Raw genomic sequence first — 25,148 nt, forward strand, 5'->3', positions numbered from 1 at the left:
TATAGCCATTGGCGGCTGAGCGGTTGGTGCAGGGGATCGGGTTGCCGGCCAGCGGCCGGCACTACCGCAGGTGCTCAATCCGCGGGGGGTGGCAACGGCCGGGTCCACAGCCAGATCGCCACCACGGTCATGCTGCCGATCGAGAACCACTTCACCCAGGCAATCGGCACGCACCAGAGCATAATGCCGGCGCATACCGCCATGGTGATCGTGGCCATCCACTTGCCGTAGCGGCTGACCGCCCCGTGTGCCTGCCAGTTGGCGATGGCCGGGCCGAAGCGTGGATGCTGCAGCAGCCAGTTGTGCAGGCGCTCGGAGCCACGCGAGGCGGCCCAGGCCGAAATCAGGATGAATACGGTGGTCGGCAGGCCCGGCACGAAGATGCCGACGATGCCGGTGCCGAGGCTGACATAGGCCAGCAGCCACCACGCCCAGCGGAAACGCACCACGCGCGGAGGCGTGGTGGCATCGCGAGGGACGGAAGGATCTGGCGCGCTCATAGCCGCAAGGATACCGGTTCAGGGTGCCAGGCAGTGCCCGGCACCCTGTCGCGATCACGGCTGGGCGATGCCCAGCTGCTGCAGCACGAATGCATACGACTCGGACAGCTCGCGGTAACGCTGGAAGCGCCCCGACTTGCCGCCGTGGCCGGCTTCCATGTTGGTGCGGAACAGGATCGGGTAATGGCCGGTGTTGTCGTCACGCAGCTTGGCCACCCACTTGGCCGGTTCCCAGTACTGCACCTGCGAATCCCACAGGCCGGTGCCCACGAACAGCGCCGGATAGGCCTGCTTGCTGACGTTGTCGTAGGGCGAGTAGGACAGCATGTAGTCGTAGAACTGCTTCTGCTCCGGGTTGCCCCACTCGTCGTACTCGTTGGTAGTCAACGGAATGGTCGGGTCGAGCATGGTGGTCACCACATCGACGAACGGCACCTGGGCCACCATCACGCGGTAGTCCTGCGGCGCCTGGTTGGCCACCGCGCCCATCAGCAGGCCACCGGCACTGCCGCCGGATGCCGCCACGCGATCCTTCGCCGCCCAGCCCTGCGCCACCAGGCCACGGGTGACGTCGATGAAGTCGTTGAAGGTGTTCTGCTTGTGCAGCAGCTTGCCGTTCTCGTACCAGTCGCGGCCCATTTCCTGGCCACCGCGGATGTGGGCGATGGCATACACCACGCCACGGTCGAGCAGGCTCACCGCGGTCTGGTTGAAGTACGGGTCCATCGACATGCCGTAGCTGCCATAGGCGTACTGGAACAACGCGCCCTTGCCATCCTTCTGGTAGCCCTTGCGGTAGACCAGCGACACCGGCACCTTCACGCCATCGCGCGCGGTGATCCAGACGCGGTCGGTTTCGTACTTCGACGCGTCATAGCCGATCACCGGCTGCACCTTCAGCTGGCGGCGCTCACCGGTGGCGGTGTTCAGTTCGAACACGGTGGTGGGGGTGGTCATCGAGGTGTAGACGTAGCGCAACCAGGGCGTATCGGCCTCGGTGTTGTCGCCCAGGCCCATCGAGTACGCCGGCTCGTCGGCCTTCACGTAGTCGCTGCGGCCATCCTTGAACAGCAGACGGATGCGTTCCAGGCCCTCGGAGCGTTCGGCGATGGCGGTGTAGCCATCGAACAGTTCGAAGCCTTCGATGAACACCGCATCGTCGTGCGCGATCCAGTCCTTCCACTGCGCACGCGAGGTCGCATCGGTCGGTGCGGTGACCAGCTTGAAATTCTTCGCACCGTCGTTGGTGCGGATCACCCAGCGGCCATCGTAGTGGTCGGCGTCGTACTCGACATCGCGCTGGCGCGGCGCCAGCACGGTGAAGTGGGTCGGGTCGCTGGCCGGCGCGTAACGCTCTTCCGAGGACACGGTGCTGTGCACGCCGATGGTGATGAAGCGATCGTCGCGGGTGCGGCCGATGCCCATGTAGAAGCTGTCGTCCTTCTCTTCGTAGACGATGGTGTCGGCGCTGGCCGCGGTGCCCAGCACGTGCTTCTTCACGCGCACGGTCAGCAACGTTTCCGGATCGTTCTCGACGTACAGCACGGTGCGGTTGTCGTCGGCCCAGACCAGGTCGCCCGAGCTGCCGGTGATCACATCGGGCAGCACCTTGCCGGTGGCCAGGTCCTTGAAGCGGATGGTGTACTGGCGGCGGCCGACATCATCATCGGCCCAGGCCAGCAGCTGGTTGTCCTGGCTGACTTCCATCGAGCCGACGCTGAAATAGCCCTTGCCGGCAGCCATCGCGTTGACGTCCAGCAGGATTTCCTCGGCGGCCTCCATGCTGCCCTTGCGGCGTGCGTGGATCGGGTAGTCCTGGCCGGTCTCGAAGCGGCTGTAGTACCAGTAGCCACGCTCGCGCGTCGGCACGCTGGAATCGTCCTGCTTGATGCGGCCGACGATCTCCTTGTAAAGGGTGTCTTCCAGCGGCTTCAGCGGCGCCAGCAGCTGGTCGGCATAGGCATTCTCGGCCTGCAGGTAGGCCAGCATGTCCTTGTTCCCGCGCTTGTCGTCGCGCAGCCAGTAATAGTCATCGTTGCGGGTCGCGCCGAACGGCGCCTTGACCACATGCGGATGCTTGGCGGCATCCGGCGGAACGGGCGGAGTGGCGGCGGTGGCAGTGGTGGTCATCAGGCTGGCAAGCAACAGGCAGAGGGTGGATTTCATGAGATAGGGCTCCTTGAGGGGCAATGCAATGGCGTCCTTGCGCCCGAGTCTGGGTTGCGGAAGGACGGTGGGCAACCCTGCGGAACGTCATGGTGGCCATGCCTGCCGGTAGTGCCGGCCGCTGGCCGGCACCCTCACGGCCTGCGGGTGGGTCGGTTGCCGGCCAGCGGTCGGCACTGCCAGAGCGCGTGACCCCGGTGCGCGGCGTACCATGGGCTGCATGAGTACCCTGCCCCATACGCCGGGCTACAGCCGGCGCAGCCATGAAATCGCTCCGTTCCACGTGATGTCCCTGCTGGCCCGCGCGCAGGCGCTGGAACAGGCCGGCCACGACGTGATCCACCTGGAAATCGGCGAACCGGACTTCACCACCGCCGAACCGATCGTGCGTGCCGGCCAGGCCGCATTGGCCGCCGGCCATACCCGCTACACCGCCGCACGTGGCCTGCCCGCCCTGCGCCAGGCGATCAGCGGCTTCTACCGCAGCCACTACGGGCTGGACATCGACCCCGAACGCATCCTGGTCACCCCCGGCGGCTCCGGTGCGCTGCTGCTGGCCAGCAGCCTGCTGGTCGATCCCGGCCGCCACTGGCTGCTGGCCGACCCGGGTTATCCGTGCAACCGCCACTTCCTGCGCCTCGTTGAAGGCGGCGCACAGCTGGTGCCGGTCGGCCCGGACACTGCCTACCAGCTCACACCGTCGCTGGTGGAACAGCATTGGAATGCCGACAGCGTCGGCGCGCTGGTTGCCTCACCGGCCAACCCGACCGGCACCGTGCTCTCCGCCGACGAACTGGCCGCCCTGTCGAAGACCCTGCACGCGCGCGGTGGTCACCTGGTGGTGGACGAGATCTACCACGGCCTCACCTATGGCCTGGATGCACCCAGCGTGCTGCAGGTGGATGACAGCGCATTCGTGCTGAACAGCTTTTCCAAATACTTCGGCATGACCGGTTGGCGGCTGGGCTGGCTGGTGGCACCGCCAGCAGCCGTGCCGGACCTGGAGAAACTCGCGCAGAACCTGTACATCAGCGCGTCGAGCATCGCCCAGCATGCCGCGCTCGCCTGCTTCAGCGCGGAGTCGATGGCGATCTTCGAGCAGCGTCGCGAAGCGTTCCGCCAGCGCCGCGACTTCCTGCTGCCCGCGCTGCGCGAGCTGGGCTTCCGCATCGAAGTCGAGCCGCAGGGTGCGTTCTACCTGTACGCCGATGTCAGCGCATTCACCGATGACGCACAGGCGTTCTGCGCCCACTTCCTGGAAACCGAGCACGTGGCATTCACGCCCGGGCTGGATTTCGGCTTCCATCGCGCCAACCAGCACGTGCGCCTGGCCTATACCCAGGAAGTGCCGCGGTTGCAGGAGGCGGTGGCACGGATCGCGCGTGGGTTGCAGCGTTGGCAGGGATCACGTTGACGGTAGTGCCGGCCGCTGGCCGGCAACCCGGGAATGCGTGAATGATGCGGTTGCCGGCCAGCGGCCGACACTACCGGATAAAGAAAAACGCCGCCCCGGGGGCGGCGTTTTCCGTTCTGCCTGTCTGCTTACTTACCGCCCAACCGCTCCCACAGGAAGCTGTAGGCCAGCGCCGACATGTGTGCGGCCTGCGCGTTGTTGGCTGCACCGCCGTGGCCACCTTCGATGTTCTCGTAGTAGGTCACGTCCTTGCCGGCGTCGATCATCTTCGCCGCCATCTTGCGGGCGTGGCCCGGGTGCACGCGGTCATCGCGGGTGGAGGTGGTGAACAGCACCGGCGGGTACTTCTTCTTCGCGTCGAACAGGTGGTACGGCGAGAAGGTCTTGATGAACGCCCAGTCGCTGGTATCCGGGTTGCCGTACTCGGCCATCCACGAGGCGCCGGCCAGCAGATGGCTGTAGCGCTTCATGTCCAGCAGCGGCACCTGCACCACCACCGCACCGAACAGTTCCGGGTACTGGGTCAGCATGTTGCCGGTCAGCAGGCCACCGTTGCTGCCGCCCTGCACGCCCAGGTGACTGGCGCTGGTGATCTTGCGCTTGACCAGATCGCGTGCCACCGCGGCCATGTCTTCATAGGCCTTGTGGCGGTTCTGCTTCAGCGCCGCCTGGTGCCAGCGCGGGCCGTATTCGCCGCCGCCACGGATGTTGGCAACCACGTACACGCCGCCCTTCTCCAGCCAGGCGCGGCCCATGCCACCGGAGTAGCCCGGGGTCAGCGAGATCTCGAAACCACCGTAACCGTACAGCAGGGTCGGGTTGGAACCGTCCAGCTTCATCGCCTTGTCGTGCACCACGAAGTACGGCACGCGGGTGCCGTCCTTGCTGGTGGCGAAGTGCTGCTCGATCACCTTGCCCTTGGCATCGAAGAAGGCCGGCATGGTCTTCAGCGTTTCCGGGGCCTGCCCGATCTCGGCCAGCGCCAGAGTGGTCGGGGTCAGGTAGTCGGTGGCGGTCAGCCACACCGCGTCGCTGTCGTTGCTGTCGACAGCAGCCACGCCCAGCGTGCCGAAGGCCGGCGCGCCGACGAAGCGGCTGGTCTGCCAGCCATTGGCGCCCGGGGTCAGCACCGACAGGCGGTTCTTGACGTCATCCAGCACGTTCAGCACCAGGTGGCTCTTGGTCCAGGTGGCGCTGGCCAGCGAGGTGGTCGCGGTCGGGGTGAACAGCACGTCGAACTCACGCTTGCCGGCCAGGAAGTCATCCAGCCTGGTCGCCAGCAGCGAACCGGACGCATAGGTCTTGCCACCCACGGTCCACGGATCACGCAGCTCCAGGGTCAGCCACTGCTTGTGCAGGCCCTTCTCGGCCGAGTTCGGCGCATCGATCTTGGTCAGCGTGCCATCGTCGCCACGCAGGTAGATCTCGTTGTTGTAGAACGCCAGCGTGCGGCTGACCAGGTTGCGCTCGAAGCCCGGGGTGTCATCGTGCATCGCCGCGATGTACATGTCTTCCGGCTTGCCTTCATACACCACGCTGGCGGAGGCCATCGGCGTACCACGCTTCCACAGCTTGGCCACGCGCGGGTAGCCGGAGGTGGTCATCGAGCCGGCACCGAAGTCGGTGTAGACGAATACGGTGTCGCGATCGATCCAGTTCAGGCCGCCCTTCGACTCCGGACGGAAGAAGCCGTCCTTGATCCAGGTCTTGTTGGCCAGGTCGAACTCGCGGGTCACGTCGGCGTCGGCACCACCGCGCGACAGCGCGATCAGGCAGCGGCTGTAATCCGGGCGCAGGCAGTCGGCGCCGTGCCAGACCCAGTTCTCGCCCTCGGCCTTGTTCAGGGCATCGAGGTCAAGCACGGTCTCCCACTGCGGCGAGGCCTTGCGGTACTCGGCCAGGGTGGTACGCCGCCACAGGCCGCGCTCGTGCTGCTGGTCCTTCCAGAAGTTGTAGTAGTAATCGCCGATCTTCTGCACGGCGGGAATCTTGGCATCGGAGTCGAGCACCTCGCGGATGCTGGTCTCCATCTGCTTGAAGGCCGGGGTCTGCGCCAGGCGCGCCTCGGACTTGGCGTTCTGTTCCTTGACCCAGGACAGCGGCTTGTCGCCGGTGACGTCCTCCAGCCAGGCGTAGCGATCGGTGTCTTCAGCAGCCACGGCGGTCCCCACCGAGGCAGCGGTCATCATGCCAGCCAGCAGGCAGGCGGAAGCGAGTCGAGACATTGCAGCTCCAGGCAGTCATAAGCCGTGGAACGCTAGCATGGATCGCTGCAGCCGCCCCCGTGTCGAAGGTCAGGCCGTGGCCGTAGCGCGGCGGCCACGGCGGGGCGTCCCGGCGGTGCGACGATGTGCCTGTCCACCGGTGCGACGGGCCAGCCGCAGCCACGACAGGCGCGGCACAGGGAAGCGCAGCAGCGCCCACCAGGCCACCAGCGGCATGCCCACCAGCCACATCGGCAGCCAGCCCAGCCAAGCGTTGCTGCCGCGCGCGGCTGGCCAGACCAGTACCAGCGCCAGGCCGGCCAGGGCCACCTGCTGCACGCTGCGCAGCAGGCGCGGATCGGCGCGTTCAATGATGACGCGTTCAGTTGCAGGGCGGCGGACGGAACGTGCGTTCATGGGGCTTCTCCGGTGGACAATGCAACACAGCTTGGGCAAGGCCCTTCTCACAGGTTGCGACACCATTGACGGATCGCGCACGCTCAGTCGACCATGCTCAGGCAAAGCCCTTCTGAGCCCGCTCCCGCATGACTTCGATCCGCCCGCTCTGCGCCATGCTGTTGGCCCTGTCCCTGGCGGGCCCCGCCGTGGCCGCCAGTGAGCCGCCATCGCCCCGCGCCAGCACCCCGCGCGCGACCGACCCGGATGCGCCGATCGACCTGAAGCGCTTCATGGGCACTTGGTACGTGATCGGCCGCGTGCCGAACTTCATCGAACGTGGCCATGTGGCCAGCGTCAACGACTACGAACTGCGCGACGAGCACAAGGTCGGCATCACCTACCGCTACCGTGATGGCTTCGGCGAACCGCTGCAGGAAGTGCGTGCCCGCGCCAGCGTCGACCCGGACAGCGGCAACCACGGCTGGCGCACCTGGTTCTACCGCGTCGTGCCTACCCATTCGCGGGTGCTGGAAGTGGCACCGGATTACTCGTGGGCACTGATCGGTTACCCGGGCCGCGAGATGGCCTGGATCTTCTCGCGTACGCCGGACATGGACAAAGCCCTGTACAAGGAGCTGGCCGAACGCCTGCGTGACGAGTACGGGGTGAACACCGACAAGCTCAAGCGCGTGCCGCAGCACCCGGAGCAGGTCGGGAAGCTGGGTTACGAAGTACCGAACGTGCGTTGACCGCACGTGGGATTGCCGGCCAGCGGCCGGCACTACCCGAACGAGATGCCGGGCGCCGCCCGGCATTCTGTTATCTGCGGCTGTAATGCGCGACCAGGCGGTCGCCAAGCATCTGCAGCAGCTGCACCAGGATCAGCAGCAGGACCACGGTGACCAGCGCCACGTCGGTGTGCGAGCGCTGGTAGCCGTCGCGGAAGGCCAGGTCGCCAAGGCCACCGGAACCGATCGCACCGCCCATCGCGGTGAAGCCGATCAGCGCGACGGTGGTGACCGTTGCGCCAGCGATCAGGCCCGGGCGCGCTTCCGGCAGCAGCACGCGGGTGACCAGCTGCCAGGTGGTGGCTCCCATCGCCTGGGTCGCTTCGATCACCCCACGGTCCACTTCGCGCAGTGCGGTCTCGACCAGGCGCGCGTAGAACGGCGCGGCACCGATGACCAGCGGCACGATCGCACCGCGTACACCCAGCGACGTCCCCATCAGGAACAGGGTGACCGGGATCAGCACGATCATCAGGATGATGAAAGGCACCGAGCGCAGCAGGTTCACCACCAGCGCCAGCACGCCATAGGCGAACGGACGGCGCTTCATCTGCGGTGCACCGAACAGGTACAGCAGCACGCCCAGCGGCAGGCCGATGGCCAGGGTCAGCGGCAGCGAACCGAGCAGCATCAGCAGGGTGTCGATGGTGGCCTGGCCGATGTCGGCCCACTTGCCCGCGTCCAGGTGGCGGAAGAATCCGCCGGCAGTAGCGATGATCATCGACGCAGCTCCTCAACATGCACGCCGGCGGCCACGAACGCGGCCTGCGCGGCGGACTGGTCGCCGCCCACCAGGGCGACCACCAATTGGCCATACGGGGTGTCCTTGATCCGGTCGATGCGGCCGGACAGGATGTTGTAGTCGACCCCGGTCTCGCGCGCGACGCGGCCGAGCAGGGGTTCGTAGGTGTCGCCACCGAGGAAGGTCAGGCGCACGATGCGGCCACCGACGGCATCGAAATCGCGGTGCAGCGTGCCCTCGTCCACATGCTCCGATTCGCTGACGAAACGGCGCGTGGTCGGGTGCTGCGGGTGCAGGAACACCCGGGTGACCGGACCGGTTTCGACCATCTGGCCGGCATCGAGCACCGCAACGCGGTCGCAGACACGGCGGATCACGTCCATCTCGTGGGTGATCAGCACGATGGTCAGGCCCAGCTCGCGATTGATCTTCGACAGCAGCGACAGCACCGAAGCGGTGGTCTGCGGGTCGAGCGCACTGGTGGCCTCGTCGCACAGCAGGATCTGCGGACGGGTCGCCAGCGCGCGGGCGATGCCGACGCGCTGTTTCTGGCCACCGGACAGCTGCGCCGGATACTTCTGCGCATGCGCTTCGAGGCCCACGGTCTGCAGCAGCTCGGCCACGCGCGCGTCGATCTCCGCCTTCGGCGTGCCGGCCAGTTCCAGCGGGAAGGCAACATTGCCAGCCACCGTGCGCGAGGACAGCAGGTTGAAGTGCTGGAAGATCATGCCGATGCGCCGGCGCAGCGCGCGCAGGCCGTCCGCGTCCAGCGCGGTGACATCCTCACCGCCGATCAGCAGCCGGCCACCACTGGGTTCTTCCAGGCGGTTGATCATGCGGATCAGGGTCGACTTGCCGGCGCCGGAATGGCCGATGATGCCGAACACCTCACCGGCCTCGATGGTCAGGTCCAACGGTTGCAGCGCGCTGACTTCGCGGCCGGCAACGGCATAGGATTTGTGCAGGCGCTGGAACTCGATCACGGGCGTGGCTCACCGGCTGGGTGACGGAAGGGGGCGTGCAGCCTACCAGCGCAGGCGGTCGCGCGCCCGCGCCATGGCCCAGAATGTTATTCCTTTTGGTTCTAAGAAACTGTCCCCGGTAGTGCCGGCCGCTGGCCGGCACCTGCAGCGGTCCCTCCGGCGCAAGGGGTTGCCGGCCAGCGGCCGGCACTACCCCCGGGCTCAGGGATGATCCAGCGGCTTCGGCGGTTCCTGCCGGTTTACCCGCTCGCGATGCAGCAGGTACAGCCCCGAGGCGACGATGATCGCCGCGCCCACCCAGGTATAGCCGTCCGGCAGCTGGCCCCAGAAGGCCAGATCCCAGCCGATCACCCAGACCAGGCCGCTGTACTCCAGCGGCGCGATCATCGAGGCCTCGCCCAGCTGGAAGGCCTTGGTCAGGGCAATCTGGCCCAGCGCCCCGGCCAGGCCCATGCCGGCAATCAAAGGCGCGTGTGCCAGCTGCAGCGGTACCCAGCCGGGAATGGCGAGCAGGCCGGCGCCGATGGCCATGATCACCAGGAACCAGACCACCATCGACTGCGAGGTATCGGTGCGGGTCAGCAGGCTGACCGTGATCGCCGCCACGGCATAGGCCGTTGCCGCCGCCAGCACCATCAGGCCGGGCACCGAGATGAAGCCATCCACGCCCGGCCGCAGCACCACCAGCACGCCCACCAGGCCAATGCCGATGGCGACCCAGCGCCGCGGCCCGACCCGCTCGCCCAGCAACGGCACCGACAGCGCGGCGATCAGCAGCGGGGCAACGAAGTAGATGGTGTAGGCGGTGGACAGCGGCAGGTCGCGCAGGGCGAACACGAAGCAGCCGATCATCGCCATGCCCAACGCGCCGCGCAGCAGGTGCAGGCCCCAGCGCCGCGGCACCAGCGAACGTGGGCCGGCACTGACCAGCACCCACACCAGCACGAACGGCAACGAGGCCGCACCACGCAGGAAAGTCACTTCCAGGGTGGGATAGCTGGCCGACAGCTGCTTCATGCCAGCGTCCATCAGCGAGAAACAGGCGACCGCAGCGACCATCCAGGCCACCGCACGCGAAGGGGAGCGTTGCACGTTCATGGCCCATTATCGCCGACCGCACCGGATTGTAGGGCGGCCGCCGAGCATGGGCTGGGCTCCACAGAAAGCGGGCACGCGGGCCGGCACGATAGAATGATCGCCACTGAAACCTGCGGAGCATCGCCCATGCCTTCCTTCGACGTCGTGTCCGAAGTCGACACCCACGAGCTGACCAACGCCATCGACCAGGCCAACCGCGAACTGGCCACCCGCTTCGACTTCAAGGGCGTGGACGCAAAGTTCGAGCGCGACGGCGATGTCATCAATCAGTTCGCGCCGACCGAATTCCAGCTCAAGCAGATGAACGACATCCTGCGTGCTCGCCTGGCCGCGCGCGGCATCGACGTGCTCAGCCTGGAGTTCGGCGACATCGAGACCAACCTGGCCCAGGCCCGGCAGAAGATCACCGTCAAGCAGGGCATCGAGCAGAAGATCGCCAAGAAGATCGCGGCGGCCCTGAAGGACGCCAAGCTGAAGGTGGAAAGCCAGATCAACGGCGACAAGCTGCGCGTGCAGGGCAAGAAGCGCGATGACCTGCAGGACGCCATCGCCGTGCTCAAGGCCGGCAAGTTCGAGCTGCCGCTGCAGTTCAACAATTTCCGCGACTGAGCCACCTGCCGGGAATCCCCCGGTGCTGCCAGCCGCAGGTACGACGGCGCGTTGCCAGCGACGCGCCTACAATGTCGGCCCCGCCAGCCGACGTGCCCGCCATGACCGATTCCGACCTGCCCATCGATGACCCGATCGCCGCGACCCGCCTGTGGCTGGAGCGCATCGTCATCGGCCTGAACCTGTGCCCGTTCGCCAAGGCGGTATACGTGAAGGACCAGGTCCGCATCGTGCTCAGCGATGCGACCACGACAGAAGCGCTGGTTGAACAGCTGGCCGAGGAGCTGGTGCTGCTGCGCGACACGCCGGCCGAGCAGATCGACACGACGCTGATCGTGCATCCGCAGGTGCTGACCGATTTCCTCGACTACAACGACTTCCTCGACAACGCCGATGCGGCGATCGAGGCACTGGACCTGCAGGGGATCCTGCAGGTGGCCAGCTTCCATCCGGATTACCAGTTCGAGGGCGTGGCCGCCGACGACGCCAGCAACTACACCAACCGCGCGCCCTTCCCCACCCTGCACCTGCTGCGCGAAGACAGCGTGGCGCGCGCGGTGGATGTGTATCCGGACCCGGACGTGATCGTCGAGCGCAACATCCAGACCCTGGACCGCATCGGCGTGGACGGCTGGCATCGCCGCCTGCGCGGCGAAGACCTGACGTGAGCACGGTGCCGCCGATTGCCGCATGGCCGGCCGCGCCACTGTCGGGCAAGGTGGTGCTGGTCACCGGCGGCGCCAATGGCATCGGTCGCGGTATTGCCCAGGCCGTGCTCGGTGCCGGCGGACGCGTGCTGATCGGCGACCTGGACAGGGAGGCCGGCCAGGCCTGCCTGGACGAATGGCAGCGCGGTGAGGATGCCGCGTTCCAGCGTTTGGACATCACCGACGAAGCCAGCGTGCGCGACTTCATCGCCGAGGCGCTGCAGCGTTTCGGACACATCGACGGGCTGGTCAACAATGCCGGCATCGCCGGGCCGCACGGCACGCGGCTGCAGGACATGGACTGGCACGAATGGCAACGCCGGCTGTCGTCGCTGCATGGCGCCTTCCTGTGCAGCAAGCACGCGCTGCCGGCGCTGACGGACAGTGCTGCGGGCGCGATCATCAACATCGCCTCCACCCGCGCCTGGCAATCCGAAGCGCACAGCGAGGCCTATGCGGCGGCCAAGGGTGGCCTGGTGGCCTTCACCCATGCGCTGGCGATCAGCGCCGGCCCGGCGGTGCGGGTGAACAGCATCAGCCCCGGATGGGTCGGTACCACTGCGTGGCAGGCACCCTCACGGCGCCATGAACCAGAGTACTCGGCCATCGACCACGCACAGCATCCGGTCGGCCGGGTCGGCCGCCCTGAAGATATCGGTGCACTGGCGGTGTACCTGCTGTCGTCGCTGTCCGGTTTCAGCACCGGCCAGGACTTCATCGTCGACGGCGGCATGACCCGGAAGATGATCTACGCCGAATGATCCGCCTCATCCACGCATGGCGTGGATGGCGGTGAAGTGCCAACCAAGGTTGGCACCCACCACAGCGGTTATGCAGGGTTGCCCCACCATCTCACTCGGTGGGTGCGGACCTTGGTCCGCACCATTGCCAGGAAGTGCCAACCAGGGTTGGCACCCACCACAACGGTTTACGCCATGCCCGAGTGGCGCAGCAGCGCGTCGATCTGCGGCGCGCGCCCACGGAAGGCCTTGAAGTTCTCCGCCGCCGGGCGGCTGCCACCGCGCGACAGGATCTCATCGCGGAAGCGTGCACCGGTCTCGGCCAGTGCCTGCGGCGCTTCCTCGAACGCCGCATAGGCGTCGGCACTGAGCACTTCGGCCCACTTGTAGCTGTAGTAGCCGGCGGCGTAACCGCCCGCGAAGATGTGGCTGAACTGGTGCGGGAAGCGGTTCCAGGCCGGCGGATGGTTCACCGCCACCTCCGCACGCACGCGATCGAGCAGCGCCAGCACGCTGTCCTGCGCCGGTTCGAACTGACTGTGCAACAGCATGTCGAACAGGCCAAACTCAAGCTGGCGCACCGTGGCCATGCCGCTGTGGAAGTTGCGCGCGGCCAGCATGCGCTCGTACAGCCCGCGCGGCAGCGGTTCGCCCGTGTCCACGTGCGCGGTCATGGCCTGCAGGTGCTCCCACTCCCAGCAGAAGTTCTCCATGAACTGGCTGGGCAGTTCCACTGCATCCCATTCCACGCCATTGATGCCGGCCACGCCCAGCTCACCGATGCGGGTCAGCAGCTGGTGCAGGCCATGGCCCATCTCATGGAACAGCGTGGTCACTTCGTTGTGGCTGAAGGTGGCCGGCTTGCCGTTGGCACCGCGGCCGAAGTTGCACACCAGGTAGACCAGCGGCGTCTGTACGCTGGCGTCCGCGCGCACGCGACGGTTGCGGCAATCGTCCATCCACGCGCCACCACGCTTGCCCTCGCGCGCATACAGGTCCAGATAGAACTGGCCGACCAGCGCGCCCTGTGCATCGACCAGACGGAAGAAGCGCACGTCGTCATGCCACACCGGTGCGCTGTCCTCCTGCACGCGCAGGCCGTACAGCTGCTCGATCACCGAGAACAGGCCGCCCAGCACCTTCGGTTCGGTGAAGTACTGCTTCACTTCCTGTTCGGAATAGCTGTAACGGGCCTGCTTCAGGCGGTCGGCGGCGAACGCCAGGTCCCAGGCCTGCAGGCTGTCGATGCCCAGCTGCTCGCGTGCGAACTGCTCCAGGTCGGCCCGGTCCCTGGCCGCGAACGGCTTGGCGCGCGCGGCCAGGTCACGCAGGAAACCCAGCACTTCGGCCGGGTCCTGCGCCATCTTGGTCGCTACCGAATAATCGCCATACGAATCGAAGCCGAGCAGCGCGGCCAGTTCAGCGCGCAGGGCGAGGATCCGATCGATGTTGCCGCTGTTGTCCAGGGACTCATCGCCGAATTCGGACGCACGCTGTGCGCTGGCACGGTAGAGGATCTCGCGCAGGTCGCGGTCCTCGCCCCAGGTCTGCACCGGCAGGTAGCACGGCATCTGCAGGGTCAGTTTCCAGCCGGCCTTGCCGTCCTTCTGTGCTGCGGCACGCGCGGCGGCCTTCACGTCTTCCGGCAGGCCCTTCAGCCGCGCTTCGTCCTCGATGATCAGCGACCAGGCGTCGGTAGCGTCGAGCACGTTCTGCGAGAACTTCGCCGACAGCGCCGACAGTTCTTCCTTGATCGCCGCGAAGCGCTGCTGCGCCTCCGCCGCCAGCTCGGCACCACCGAGGCGGAAATCGCGCAGGGTGTTGTCCAGCACCTTGCGCTGGGCCGCGTCGAAGCGTGCCGCCTCGGCACTGGCGGCCAGCGTCTGGTACTGCCGGTACAACGCCAGGTTCTGGCCCAGCGCGCTGGCGAAGCGGGTCACCCGCGGCAGGTTGCTGTTGTAGGCCTCACGCAGTTCCGGGCTGTTGACCACGCCCTGCAGGTGGCCGACCAGACCCCAGGCGCGCCACAGGCGCTCGGTGGCGTCATCCAGCGGGGCAACGAAGGTCTGCCAGGTGACCGGCTGCACCTGCTCGGCGGCGCTGACGGCGGCTTCGGCCTCGGCCAGCAGCACGTCCAGCGCCGGCGCCACGTGCTCGGGGCGGATGGCCTCGAAGCGCGGCAGGCCGGAAAAATCGAGCAGGGGGTTGGCAACGGTCACGGCAGATCTCCAGGGTACGGGCCCGGCAGGCGGGCAGCATGCAGGATATGGCGCTGGCAGGCGGGGCTGACAAGGGGGCACGGCCCGGCATTCACGTCGGCCTTACGGTCGCGCACCGAAGCTCTGGCTGCGGGGGAGTCCGCAGCGGTACGCACCGAACGAGGCCCTACATGGAAGGTCTGGCTGCAGTTGCATCCGCCTCACCGGCCCGGTCACTGGCATTGTCCGCCAGCCCGGCCGAACTGACCTGGATCGCCGCATTGTGCGATGCCGGCGACGATGCCCAGCGTCACCTGCATCAACTGCAGGCAGTGCTGCAGCAGGGCGGCACGTTCAACGACGCCCAGGAGTGGTACCCGTTCGAGGTGATCGAACGCGGCGCCAGCCAACTGCGGCTGGGCCATGAGCGCGAGTTCGTGATCTGCGTGCTGCTGTGGCTGCAGGCGCTGGCCCAGGGCCGAGCGAGCATCCTGGACCCGAGCCTGCATCTGGATGATCGCGCGATGGACATCGAGGCCTTGCCCGATGCACTGCGCGACGCGGTGCTGGACGCGTTCACTGCAGCGGGATATTGAGACGCCCCGGCGACCGGGTAGAGTCGACTGTTAGTCGACTTTCGCGCGCAGCGCGGGATTTTCGCGACCTGAACCTGGAGCAGTCGACTAACAGTCGACTCTCCCCAGCCGACGCACAGCCGGCCGTGCGTTGCCGCGTTACAACGCTTCCAGGCTGCACCACGGCAATTCGGGCAGTCCCTGCCCGGCCACCGCCGCCGCCAGTTGCGCATCGGCGCCGTCGACATCGATGCCCTGGCGCGCATACCACGACGGGTCGTAGTAGCTCTGCGCGTAGCGCTCGCCGCTGTCGCACAGGATGCTGACGATGCTGCCCTGGTGGCCCGCCTCGCGCATCCACTGCGCCGCCTGCAGCACACCGATGAAGTTGGTGCCGGTGGAGCCACCGACACGGCGGCCCAGCTGGCGGCTGACATGGCGCATCGCGGCCAGGCTCAGCGCATCGGGCACCTTCACCATCGCATCGACACTGGTCGGGATGAAGCTCGCCTCTACCCGCGGCCGGCCGATGCCTTCCACGCGCGAGCCACCGCTGCAGGTCAGGCCGCGCCAGTCCTGCTCACCGGCCACGGCGGCTTTGTAGCCATCGAAGAACACCGACACTTCCGGGTCCGCACAGAGGATGCGGGTGTCATGCCGGCGATAGCTGACATAGCGCCCCAGCGTCGCTGCGGTACCGCCGGTGCCGGGGCTGCACACGATCCATTCCGGAACCGGGCTGGGCTCTTCGGCCATCTGCTTGAAGATGGACTCGGCGATGTTGTTGTTGGCACGCCAGTCGGTGGCGCGCTCGGCATAGGTGAACTGGTCCATGAAGTGGCCGCCGGTTTCACGGGCCAGCTTTTCCGAATCACAGTTGAGGTCGCAGGCACGTTCGACCAGGTGGCAACGGCCGCCGTGGAACTCGATCGCGGCGATCTTTTCAGGCGAGGTGGAGGCCGGGATCACCGCAATGAACGGCAGGCCGAGCAGCCGCGCGAAATAGGCTTCGGACACGGCGGTCGAGCCGCTGGAGGCCTCGATCACCGGACGCCCTTCACGCAACCAGCCATTGGCCAGCGCATACAGGAACAGCGAGCGCGCCAGCCGGTGCTTCAGGCTGCCGGTGGGATGGCTCGACTCATCCTTCAGGTACAGGTCGATGCCCTCGAACCCTGGCAGCGCCAGCGGGATCAGGTGGGTATCGGCGGAACGGTTGAAATCAGCTTCGATCTTGCGGATGGCGGCAGCCACCCATTCACGCTGCGACATGGCGGGCAATCGTTGTCAGGACGGAACGGTGCGATCCGGCCATTGTACGTCGCAGTGCCGTCAGGTGCTGGCCGGTAGAATGGCGCCATCCGGCCGGCAACGGCCCTGTCTGAAGGACCTCCCCCATGACCATTCCCGCCCTGCGCGATGTTCCCGGCGTCGCCGCCCAGGCCCCGGCCGAAACCACCGGCTTCGTGTTCAACCACACCATGCTGCGCGTGAAGGACATTGCCGCTTCGCTGGACTTCTACACCCGCGTGCTCGGCTACCAGCTGATCGACAAGCGCGACTTCCCCGAGGCCCAGTTCAGCCTGTACTTCCTGGCCTACGTGCCCGCTGACGTCACGGTGCCGGAAGATGACAACGCCCGCCGCCTGTGGATGGCCGGGCTGCCGGGCGTGCTGGAACTGACCCACAACCACGGCACCGAAACCCAGGACGGCGCGGTCTACCACGACGGCAACAGCGACCCGCGCGGCTTCGGCCACATCTGCGTGTCGGTGCCGGACATCGAGGCCGCCTGCCAGCGCTTCGAGGATCTGGGCGTGACCTTCCAGAAGCGCCTGACCGACGGCCGCATGAAGAACCTGGCTTTCATCAAGGACCCGGACGGCTACTGGGTCGAGATCATCGCCAACGTCTGACCCGAAAAGGGGACGGAGGGGATTAAGTCGTTTCTGGCATTATTGGGCTGGAAGCGACTTAATCCCCTCCGTCCCCTTTTTCTGCGAGGTTGGTATGGAAACGATGGAACTGCACCGCGGCCGCCTGATCGACCACATCCAGCTGGTAGTGCGCGACCTGGCGGCCAGCCGCCGCTTCTACCAGGCGGTGTTCGATACGATCGGCATCCCGATCGCCGGTGAAGGAGACGACTACTTCTGGGCCGATGAGCTGTTCATTTCCAGCGCCAGCAGCACGGCCGCCGCCGGCCAGCTGACCGGCCGCCACCATCTGGCCTTCCAGGCCCGCGACAGCGCCACCGTCGATGCCTTCCATACCGCCGCGATCGCCGCCGGCGGCACCGACAACGGCGCGCCCGGTGAACGCCCTTACCACCCGGGCTACTACGGCGCGTTCGTGCTCGACCCGGATGGCAACAACATCGAAGTGGTCTACCACGGCCCAGCCAACTACAGCGCCGACTCGGTGAAGGTCACTTTCTGAATTCACCGATGCCGTGAACGAAGAAGCCGGGCAATGCCCGGCTTCTCTGCTTCCAGCGCTGCAGCCCTCAGTGGGCGGCCATGTAGATGTCCTGCAGCACGGCCTTTTCCAGCTCCAGCTCGCCCAGCAGGTTCTTCACGATGTCGCCCAGGCTGAGGATGCCGACCAGACGAGTGCCTTCGGTGACCATCAGATGACGGCGCCGCGAGTACGTCATCAACGACATGGCCTGCTTCAGGGTGGCCTCCGGGGCGATGCCCTCCAGGCCGGTGGACGGCAGGCTGGAAATCACCCGGCGGCCGGCCTGCGGGCCGTCGTCGGCCAGGGTACGCACGATGTCCTTCTCGGAAATGATGCCGACCGGGGCATCGTCCTTCATCACCACCAGTGCAGCGATCCTGTTCGCGCTCATCTTGTGGGCGGCGGCACCGATGGTGTCTTCGGCATCGATGGTGATGACAGCTTCTTTCTTGGATTGCAGGAGTTCGCGGACGTTCATTCTTGTTTCCTGGTGCAGGTCACTGAAGTCAAAAAGTGTGCTCTTCCGATACGCCCCCTCCCCGGGAACAGACCTTTCAGCGCACGTCTGGCGCACCCGGCTGCCGCTTGGAATGGATCGGCAGACGACGTGCTGCAACGCGAACGAGGTGGGTTCAACCGCTCAACCCGGACCTCGGTCAAATCGATTCTACGACTGCGACCATCGGTCACTACCGGCATCGATGGGACAGTTCGTCGTGGGAACCAACCGACGATCCAGAGAATGGCACCGCGGCTGAAACCGCCGCTGAATACACGCGATGCCACGCGTTAAAGATTGATTGCCTGCTGCCGACGGTGGACAGAACACCCTGTGACTGTCCCACTTGCCGCTGCCACCGGCACAAACGAAAGGGGGCCCACACGGCCCCCTTCGCTTGCAACCTCCAACCGAGCTGACGGGTGTTACTCCACCGTCACGCTCTTGGCCAGGTTGCGCGGCTTGTCCACGTCGGTGCCGCGCGCCAGCGCGGTGTGGTAGGCCAGCAACTGCACCGGAATGGTGTGCACGATCGGGCTGAGCACGCCGGCATGACGCGGCGTACGGATCACGTGCACGCCTTCGGACTCGTTGAAGTTGCTGTCCTGGTCGGCGAACACGAAAAGTTCACCGCCACGCGCACGTACTTCCTGCATGTTCGACTTCACCTTTTCCAGCAGGCTGTCGTTCGGCGCGATCACCACCACCGGCATGTCCTCGTCCACCAGCGCCAGCGGGCCATGCTTCAGCTCGCCCGCCGGGTAGGCCTCGGCGTGGATGTAGGAGATTTCCTTGAGCTTGAGCGCGCCTTCCAGCGCGATCGGGTAGTGCAGGCCGCGGCCCAGGAACAGCGCGCTGCTCTTGCGCGCGAACCGCTCGGCCCAGGCAGCGATCTGCGGCTCCATGTTCAGCGCATGCTGCACGCTGCCCGGCAGGAAGCGCAGCTGCTCCAGGTAGTCCGCTTCCTGTGCGGCGTCGATGCGGCCATGCAGCTTGCCCAGCACCACGGTCAGCTGGAACAGCGCCGCCAGCTGGGTGGTGAACGCCTTGGTCGAAGCGACGCCGATCTCGGCACCGGCACGGGTGTAGCAGACCAGTTCGCTGGCGCGCGGGATCGCGCTTTCCGGCACGTTGCAGATCGACAGCGTGTGCTTGTGGCCCAGCGACTTGGCGTACTTCAGCGCTTCCATCGTATCCAGCGTTTCGCCGGACTGGGAAATGGTCACGATCAGGTGCTTCGGATTCGCGTAGGCAGCGCGGTAACGGTACTCGCTGGCGATCTCCACGCTGCACGGCAGGCCGGCGATGGCCTCGACCCAGTAGCGTGCAGTCAGGCCGGCGTAGTAGCTGGTACCGCAGGCGATGATCTGCACACCCTCGATGCCCGACAACACGACTTCGGCGTTCTTGCCGAACAGCTCGGCCGGGAAACCACCGGCATCGATCGCCGCCTCGATGGTGTCGCCCAGAGCGCGCGGCTGCTCGTGGATTTCCTTCTGCATGAAGTGGCGGTACGGGCCCAGCTCCAGCGATGCCAGCGATACATCCGACAGATGCACGTCGCGCTCGACCGCCTGGTCATGCTCGTCGAAGATGCGCACGCCATCGCGGCGGATTTCGGCGGTATCGCCTTCCTCCAGGAAAATCACCTTGCGGGTGGCCGAGATCACCGCCGAGACATCCGAAGCGACGAAGTTCTCGCCTTCGCCCAGGCCGATCAGCAGCGGGCAGCCCATACGCGCGCAGACGAAGCGCTCCGGCTCGGCGCGGCTGACCACGGCCAGCGCGTAGGCGCCGGTCAGTTCCTTCACCGTGTGCTGCAGCGCCACCAGCAGGTCGTCGCCATCCTTCAGGTGGTGGTGGATCAGGTGTGCGATGACTTCGGTATCGGTCTGCGACTCGAAGGTGTAGCCCAGCGCGCGCAACTTCTCGCGCTGCTCTTCGTGGTTCTCGATGATACCGTTGTGCACCAGCGCCACGCCCTGGCTGATGTGCGGATGCGCATTGGCCTCGGTGACACCACCGTGGGTGGCCCAGCGGGTGTGGCCGATGCCCAGCACCGCGTTGAAGCCCTCGGCCTCGGCCGCCGTGGCCATTTCCGACACTCGGCCGGTACGACGCACGCGACGCACCTCCGACCGCTCGGCATGGTCGATCACCGCGATACCCGAGGAATCGTAACCACGGTACTCAAGGCGCTTCAGACCCTCGATCAGCACCGGCACTACGTCGCGATCAGCGATCGCACCCACGATTCCACACATGTCACGCGTTTCCTTGAAGACGATTGTCGCATTCTAGCCTGCGTGTCCGGCTTCCCCCTCCTGTCCGCTTAATGAAAGTGTCCGGAAAGGTGTCCGCGGACACCCGGACACTTCACATCAAAGCACAACCCCTTGACCCATAAGGAATTAAAGTTGGCACGCTACGTGCTTAGTACTGGCTACCACCGTCAGGCACGCACCCGATGATCCGCGACACTTCCGCCCAGGACCAGATCGTTTCCTCCGCTCCGGCCAGCGCTCCGCGCGCCAACTGGCTCCGTTACCGTTGGCCGGCGCTGGGCACGATCGCCCTGCTCGCCGGCATCGGCTGGGCCGTGCACGCCTGGTCCAACGCCAGCCGCTCCTTCGACAGCAGCCGCGTGCGCATCGCCGAAGTGAAGCGGGGCGACCTGGTCCGTGACATCGCCGCTGACGGCCGCGTGATCGCCGCCAACAGCCCGATCCTGTATGCCATCTCTGCGGGCACTGTGGACCTGAAGGTGGTCGCCGGTGACGTGGTGAAGAAGGGACAGGAGCTGGCGGTCATCGACAGCCCCGAACTGCGCAGCAAGCTGGCCCAGGAACAGGCCACCCTGGCCGGCCTGGAGGCCGAGGCCAGCCGTGCCGCGCTGGACGCCACCCTGGCTCGCGCCAAGTCGCGCAAGGAAACCGACCAGGCCACCATCGAACGGCAGGCCGCCGACCGCGACCTGCAGCGCTACCAGCGCGGCTACGACGGCGGGGCGGTGCCGCAGATCGACCTGGCCAAGGCCAAGGACTCGCTGAAGAAGGCCGACATCACCCTGGCCAACGCCACCACCGATGCCCGCCTGCAGAGCCAGGGCGCGGACCTGGATGCCCGCAACAAGCGCCTGCTGGCCGATCGCCAGAAGGCGGTGGTGGCCGAAGTACAGCGCCAGGTCGATGCGCTGACGCTGCGTGCCCCGTTCGATGGCCAGGTCGGCCAGGTGCAGGCGGTGCAGTCCACCAACCTGGCCGCCAATGCCCCGGTGCTGGGCGTGGTCGACCTGTCCAAGTTCGAAGTCGAGATCAAGGTGCCGGAGAGCTTCGCCCGCGACCTGGCGATCGGCATGCCGGCACAGCTGACCGGTGGCAACGGCCAGCCGTTCCCGGGCGAGATCAGCGCGGTGTCGCCGGAAGTGGTCAACGGCGAGGTCAATGCCCGCGTGCGCTTTGCCAGCGCGCAGCCGGAAGGCCTGCGCCAGAGCCAGCGGATGTCGGTGCGCGTGCTGCTCGATACCCGCAGGAACGTGCTCAAGGTCGAGCGCGGCCCGTTCGTCGAACAGGGCAACGGCATGGCCTACGTGATGGATGGCCGCACCGCCGTGCGTCGTCCGGTGGAACTGGGCGTCAGCAGCCTGGGCGAAGTGGAAATCAAGTCGGGTGTGCAGCCGGGCGACCGCATCGTGGTCTCCGGCAGCGACCTGTTCAAGGACGCCGAACGCGTCTCCGTCAACTGATACCTGATACCTGAATCCTGGAGAGAGGACACCCCATGTACATGCTCGAAATGCGTTCGGTCGCCAAGGTCTTCCGCACCGAACAGGTGGAAACCCATGCACTGCGCTCGCTGGAACTGCAGGTCAAGGAAGGTGAGTTCGTCGCGGTCACCGGCCCCTCCGGCTCCGGCAAGACCACCTTCCTCAACATCGCCGGCCTGCTGGAAACCTTCACCAGCGGTACCTACATGCTGGACGGCCAGGACGTGAGCACGCTGGGCGACGACGCCCGCAGCCGCCTGCGCAACCAGAAGATCGGCTTCATCTTCCAGGGCTTCAACCTGATCCCCGACCTGAACCTGTTCGACAACGTCGACGTTCCGCTGCGCTATCGCAGGATGAGCGCCAACGAGCGCCGCGAACGCATCGAGAAGGCACTGACCCAGGTCGGCCTGGGCTCGCGCATGAAGCACTATCCGAATGAACTGTCGGGTGGCCAGCAGCAGCGCGCGGCCATCGCGCGTGCGCTGGCCGGCAGCCCGCGCCTGCTGCTGGCCGACGAACCGACCGGCAATCTGGATACGCAGATGGCCCGGGGCGTGATGGAGCTGCTGGAGGAGATCAACGCCGCCGGCACCACCATCGTGATGGTCACCCACGACCCGGAACTGGCCGCGCGTGCGCAGCGCAACGTGCACATCGTCGATGGCCAGGTGACCGACCTGGTGCGCGAGCCGGTGCTGGCCACGCCGTTGCGCCACATCGTCGCCGTCAACGAGTGAGGGCCCGACCATGTTCGCCTACTACGCCCGATTGGCGGCGCGCAGTTTCCGCCGCAACAAGGTCCTGACCGCGCTGATGGTGATCGCCATCGCGCTCGGCATCGGCGCCTCGATGACCACGTTGACCGTATTCCACGTGCTGTCCGGCGACCCGATTCCCGGCAAGAGCGACCGCCTGTTCTACGTGCAGCTCGATGCCGCGACCGGCGCCTATGTCGCCGGCGAGGAACCGGAAACCCAGCTGACCCGCTTCGACGGTGAAGCGCTGCTGCGCGAGGCCAAGGGCGAGCGCCAGGCGCTGATGAGCGGCGGCGGCGGCACCATCGAACCGGACAACAGCACGCTCAAGCCCTTCAGCATCGACACCCGCTGGACCTCGGCCGACTTCTTCCCGATGTTCGAGGTGCCCATGCAGTACGGCCGCCCCTGGACGCGCGAGGACGATGAAGGCCGCGCACGCGTGGTGGTCATCTCCAAGGCGCTCAACGACAAGCTGTACCAGGGCGCCAACAGCGTGGGCCGCGACCTGCGCATGGAAGGCCAGAGTTACCGCATCGTCGGCGTGATGAAGGAATGGAGCCCGGAGCCGCACTTCTACGACCTGACCACCGGCAGCTACGGCAAGAACGAAGACCTGCTGCTGCCGATCTCCACCTCGTTCGACCTGAAGCTCGGCAACAACGGCAACATGAACTGCTTCGGCGAAAACCCCGACGGCAACAGCTACTCGCTCAATGCACCCTGCGCGTGGCTGCAGTACTGGGTGGAAATGGACCCGGCCAAGGCCGGCGACTACCGCCGCTACCTGGAGAACTATTCGACCCAGCAGCGCGAGGCCGGCCGCTTCAAGCATCCCCCGAACGTGCGCCTGCGCACCGTGATGGAATGGCTGGACTTCAATGGTGCCGTGCCCAGCGACGTGCGCCTGCAGCTGTGGCTGGCGCTGGGCTTCCTCGGTGTCTGCCTGGTCAACACGGTAGGCCTGCTGCTGGCCAAGTTCCTGCGCCGCAGTGGTGAGATCGGCGTGCGCCGTGCACTCGGCGCCAGCCGTGGCCAGATCTTCCTGCAGTGCCTGGTGGAAGCCGGCGCGGTGGGCGTGGTCGGTGGCGTGCTGGGTATCGGCCTGGCCCTGCTTGGCCTGTTCGCGGTGCGCCAGCAGCCGGTGGAATACGCAAAGCTGGCCCACCTGGACGGCAACATGCTGCTGCTCGCGCTGGGCCTGACCCTGTTCGCCAGCCTCGCCGCCGGATTCCTGCCCGCCTGGCGCGCGATGCAGGTCACCCCGGCCATCCAGCTCAAGTCGCAGTAAGCACCCGAACGAGGACGCCCATGGACATCCGCCCCATCCTCAGCACGCTGCGCCGGCACAAGACCGCTGCCGCCCTGATCGTGCTGGAAGTCGCACTGACCTGCGCCATCGTCTGCAACGCGCTGTTCCTGGTCAGCCAGCGCGTGGAGAAAATCAGCATGCCAAGCGGCATCGCCGAGAGCGAACTGGTGATGCTGCGCGTCAGCGGCATCGGCAAGCAGACCGACGCCATGTCCCGCACCCGCGAGGACCTGGCATCGCTGCGCGCGATTCCCGGCGTCAGCAACGTCACCATCATCAACCAGGTTCCCTTCCGCAACGGCTCCTCCAGCAGCAGCATCTCGCGGGTGATCGACCAGGAACGGCCGACCACCAACGCCTCGATGTACACCCTGTCCGAGAACGGGCTGGCCACGATGGGCATCAATCTGATCGCCGGCCGCGATTTCCTGCCCGACGAGTACCAGAACTTCGAAGACGTCAGCAAGGGTGGCGCCAAGGAAAAGGCCATCCCGGTCATCCTCACCCAGGCCACCGCCGCCAAGATGGAGCCCAACGGCAGCGCCCTGGGCAAGACCTACTACATGGGCAAGCAGTCGCTGCATGTGGTCGGCATCGTCGACACGCTCAGCACGCCCAATGGCTGGAATGACAACTGGACCAACTCGATGCTGCTGCCGATCCGGGTCAGCTTCGACAAGGGTGGCACGTACGTGTTGCGCACTTCGCCGGAACGCCGCCAGGAGGTGCTCGATGCCGGTGCCGCCGCGCTGGAGCGCAACGACCCCAACCGCCTGATGCGCGACAAGCTGACCTATGAAGACCAGCGCAAGGACTTCTTCAAGAACGACCGCGCGATGGTCGGCCTGCTGATCACCGTCAGCATCTCGCTGCTGGTGGTCACTGCGCTGGGCATCATCGGCCTGGCCAGCTTCTGGGTGCAGCAGCGCAGCAAGCAGATCGGCATCCGCCGTGCGCTGGGCGCCACCCGCGGGCAGATCCTGCGCTACTTCCAGACCGAGAACTTCCTGCTGGCCTCGCTGGGCATCGTGCTGGGCATGCTGGCGGCGTACGCGATCAACCTGGCCCTGATGAACCTGTACGAGCTGCCGCGCATGCCGCTGTACTACCTGCCGCTGGGTGCGCTGCTGCTGTGGATACTGGGCCAGATTGCGGTGTTCGGTCCGGCACGGCGTGCGGCGGCGGTACCGCCTGCGGTCGCCACGCGGGGCGCGTGAGATGCGTGCCTGC

General features: G+C 66.5%; 23 protein-coding genes. 12 read left to right on the forward strand and 11 right to left on the reverse strand.

Features of this window, described 5'->3' with window-relative positions:
* Window positions 1-74 precede the first annotated feature (74 nt).
* A complete protein-coding gene (locus tag JLDANKMP_RS18365) occupies window positions 75-500 on the reverse strand; it encodes a YbaN family protein (protein ID WP_005414523.1) in 426 nt (141 codons plus the stop codon).
* 54 nt (window positions 501-554) lie between these two features.
* A complete protein-coding gene (locus JLDANKMP_RS18370; protein WP_212561804.1) occupies window positions 555-2,666 on the reverse strand; it encodes a S9 family peptidase in 2,112 nt (703 codons plus the stop codon).
* 220 nt (window positions 2,667-2,886) lie between these two features.
* Here JLDANKMP_RS18370 and JLDANKMP_RS18375 point away from each other — a divergent pair, with 220 nt between their 5' ends.
* A complete protein-coding gene (locus JLDANKMP_RS18375; RefSeq protein ID WP_171039730.1) occupies window positions 2,887-4,080 on the forward strand; it encodes a pyridoxal phosphate-dependent aminotransferase in 1,194 nt (397 codons plus the stop codon).
* A 128-nt stretch (window positions 4,081-4,208) separates the two neighbouring features.
* Here JLDANKMP_RS18375 and JLDANKMP_RS18380 read toward each other — a convergent pair whose 3' ends face one another.
* Together JLDANKMP_RS18380 and JLDANKMP_RS18385 are read right to left on the reverse strand one after the other, a co-directional pair.
* Complete coding sequence (locus tag JLDANKMP_RS18380; RefSeq protein WP_088611115.1) at window positions 4,209-6,305, reverse strand: prolyl oligopeptidase family serine peptidase; 2,097 nt, start codon at window positions 6,303-6,305, stop codon at window positions 4,209-4,211.
* Window positions 6,306-6,374: 69 nt separating this feature from the next.
* On the reverse strand, window positions 6,375-6,701 hold the full coding sequence (locus JLDANKMP_RS18385) for a hypothetical protein (protein WP_212561805.1): 327 nt from the start codon (window positions 6,699-6,701) through the stop codon (window positions 6,375-6,377).
* Window positions 6,702-6,829: 128 nt separating this feature from the next.
* Between JLDANKMP_RS18385 and JLDANKMP_RS18390 the strand changes: the two genes are divergently transcribed.
* The gene (locus JLDANKMP_RS18390; protein ID WP_005411103.1) at window positions 6,830-7,432 is read left to right on the forward strand and encodes a lipocalin family protein; all 603 of its coding nucleotides are present in this window, start codon (window positions 6,830-6,832) and stop codon (window positions 7,430-7,432) included.
* A gap of 70 nt (window positions 7,433-7,502) precedes the next feature.
* Here the strand turns inward: JLDANKMP_RS18390 and JLDANKMP_RS18395 are convergent, their stop codons facing one another.
* From JLDANKMP_RS18395 to JLDANKMP_RS18405, 3 genes are all read right to left on the reverse strand, one after another.
* Window positions 7,503-8,192: a methionine ABC transporter permease gene (locus JLDANKMP_RS18395; RefSeq protein ID WP_005411104.1), complete on the reverse strand. Its 690-nt coding sequence runs from the start codon at window positions 8,190-8,192 to the stop codon at window positions 7,503-7,505.
* Entirely contained in the window at window positions 8,189-9,196 is a 1,008-nt protein-coding gene (locus JLDANKMP_RS18400; RefSeq protein WP_049461469.1) for a methionine ABC transporter ATP-binding protein, read from the reverse strand. Before JLDANKMP_RS18400 ends, JLDANKMP_RS18395 begins: the two co-directional genes overlap by 4 nt.
* A 201-nt stretch (window positions 9,197-9,397) precedes the next feature.
* Entirely contained in the window at window positions 9,398-10,294 is an 897-nt protein-coding gene (locus tag JLDANKMP_RS18405) for a DMT family transporter (protein WP_005411106.1), read from the reverse strand.
* Between the two features lie 126 nt (window positions 10,295-10,420).
* Here JLDANKMP_RS18405 and JLDANKMP_RS18410 point away from each other — a divergent pair, with 126 nt between their 5' ends.
* From JLDANKMP_RS18410 to JLDANKMP_RS18420, 3 genes are all read left to right on the forward strand, one after another.
* Window positions 10,421-10,903, forward strand: coding sequence for a YajQ family cyclic di-GMP-binding protein (locus tag JLDANKMP_RS18410; RefSeq protein ID WP_005411107.1), 483 nt, complete (start codon window positions 10,421-10,423; stop codon window positions 10,901-10,903).
* 101 nt (window positions 10,904-11,004) lie between these two features.
* Window positions 11,005-11,571 (forward strand): DUF1415 domain-containing protein, encoded by a 567-nt coding sequence (locus JLDANKMP_RS18415; RefSeq protein ID WP_012481307.1) that lies wholly within the window; start codon window positions 11,005-11,007, stop codon window positions 11,569-11,571.
* The gene (locus tag JLDANKMP_RS18420; protein ID WP_012481308.1) at window positions 11,568-12,371 is read left to right on the forward strand and encodes an SDR family oxidoreductase; all 804 of its coding nucleotides are present in this window, start codon (window positions 11,568-11,570) and stop codon (window positions 12,369-12,371) included. Before JLDANKMP_RS18415 ends, JLDANKMP_RS18420 begins: the two co-directional genes overlap by 4 nt.
* Window positions 12,372-12,538: 167 nt before the next feature.
* On the opposite strand, the gene JLDANKMP_RS18425 is transcribed toward JLDANKMP_RS18420, so the two are convergent.
* Window positions 12,539-14,569 carry a M3 family metallopeptidase gene (locus tag JLDANKMP_RS18425; RefSeq protein WP_212561806.1) on the reverse strand — a complete coding sequence of 677 codons (2,031 nt, stop codon included), beginning with the start codon at window positions 14,567-14,569 and terminating at the stop codon, window positions 12,539-12,541.
* Window positions 14,570-14,739: 170 nt separating this feature from the next.
* Between JLDANKMP_RS18425 and JLDANKMP_RS18430 the strand changes: the two genes are divergently transcribed.
* Window positions 14,740-15,144 (forward strand): hypothetical protein, encoded by a 405-nt coding sequence (locus JLDANKMP_RS18430; RefSeq protein WP_044570892.1) that lies wholly within the window; start codon window positions 14,740-14,742, stop codon window positions 15,142-15,144.
* Between the two features lie 138 nt (window positions 15,145-15,282).
* Here JLDANKMP_RS18430 and JLDANKMP_RS18435 read toward each other — a convergent pair whose 3' ends face one another.
* Complete coding sequence (locus JLDANKMP_RS18435) at window positions 15,283-16,395, reverse strand: PLP-dependent cysteine synthase family protein (RefSeq protein ID WP_005411112.1); 1,113 nt, start codon at window positions 16,393-16,395, stop codon at window positions 15,283-15,285.
* A gap of 125 nt (window positions 16,396-16,520) precedes the next feature.
* Between JLDANKMP_RS18435 and gloA the strand changes: the two genes are divergently transcribed.
* Window positions 16,521-17,039: a lactoylglutathione lyase gene (gene gloA / locus JLDANKMP_RS18440; protein ID WP_005411113.1), complete on the forward strand. Its 519-nt coding sequence runs from the start codon at window positions 16,521-16,523 to the stop codon at window positions 17,037-17,039.
* A gap of 94 nt (window positions 17,040-17,133) precedes the next feature.
* The gene (locus tag JLDANKMP_RS18445) at window positions 17,134-17,562 is read left to right on the forward strand and encodes a VOC family protein (RefSeq protein ID WP_005414534.1); all 429 of its coding nucleotides are present in this window, start codon (window positions 17,134-17,136) and stop codon (window positions 17,560-17,562) included.
* Between the two features lie 67 nt (window positions 17,563-17,629).
* Here the strand turns inward: JLDANKMP_RS18445 and JLDANKMP_RS18450 are convergent, their stop codons facing one another.
* Both JLDANKMP_RS18450 and glmS read right to left on the reverse strand, forming a co-directional pair.
* Window positions 17,630-18,061: a CBS domain-containing protein gene (locus JLDANKMP_RS18450; protein ID WP_005411115.1), complete on the reverse strand. Its 432-nt coding sequence runs from the start codon at window positions 18,059-18,061 to the stop codon at window positions 17,630-17,632.
* A 446-nt stretch (window positions 18,062-18,507) separates the two neighbouring features.
* The gene (gene glmS, locus JLDANKMP_RS18455) at window positions 18,508-20,346 is read right to left on the reverse strand and encodes a glutamine--fructose-6-phosphate transaminase (isomerizing) (RefSeq protein ID WP_212561807.1); all 1,839 of its coding nucleotides are present in this window, start codon (window positions 20,344-20,346) and stop codon (window positions 18,508-18,510) included.
* A gap of 203 nt (window positions 20,347-20,549) precedes the next feature.
* On the opposite strand from glmS, the gene JLDANKMP_RS18460 reads away from it, so the two are divergent.
* The 4 genes from JLDANKMP_RS18460 to JLDANKMP_RS18475 are packed head-to-tail and all read left to right on the forward strand — an operon-like array spanning window position 20,550 to window position 25,135.
* The gene (locus JLDANKMP_RS18460; RefSeq protein WP_111113588.1) at window positions 20,550-21,827 is read left to right on the forward strand and encodes an efflux RND transporter periplasmic adaptor subunit; all 1,278 of its coding nucleotides are present in this window, start codon (window positions 20,550-20,552) and stop codon (window positions 21,825-21,827) included.
* Window positions 21,828-21,862: 35 nt separating this feature from the next.
* On the forward strand, window positions 21,863-22,588 hold the full coding sequence (locus tag JLDANKMP_RS18465; RefSeq protein WP_005411118.1) for an ABC transporter ATP-binding protein: 726 nt from the start codon (window positions 21,863-21,865) through the stop codon (window positions 22,586-22,588).
* A gap of 10 nt (window positions 22,589-22,598) precedes the next feature.
* The gene (locus JLDANKMP_RS18470) at window positions 22,599-23,897 is read left to right on the forward strand and encodes an ABC transporter permease (protein ID WP_043035642.1); all 1,299 of its coding nucleotides are present in this window, start codon (window positions 22,599-22,601) and stop codon (window positions 23,895-23,897) included.
* Between the two features lie 20 nt (window positions 23,898-23,917).
* Window positions 23,918-25,135, forward strand: a complete 1,218-nt coding sequence (locus JLDANKMP_RS18475) for an FtsX-like permease family protein (RefSeq protein ID WP_005411120.1) — start codon at window positions 23,918-23,920, stop codon at window positions 25,133-25,135.
* The last annotated feature ends 13 nt before the right edge of the window (window positions 25,136-25,148 follow it).

The organism is Stenotrophomonas sp. PE591 (assembly GCF_018320795.1).
Classification (GTDB): Bacteria; Pseudomonadota; Gammaproteobacteria; order Xanthomonadales; family Xanthomonadaceae; genus Stenotrophomonas; species Stenotrophomonas maltophilia.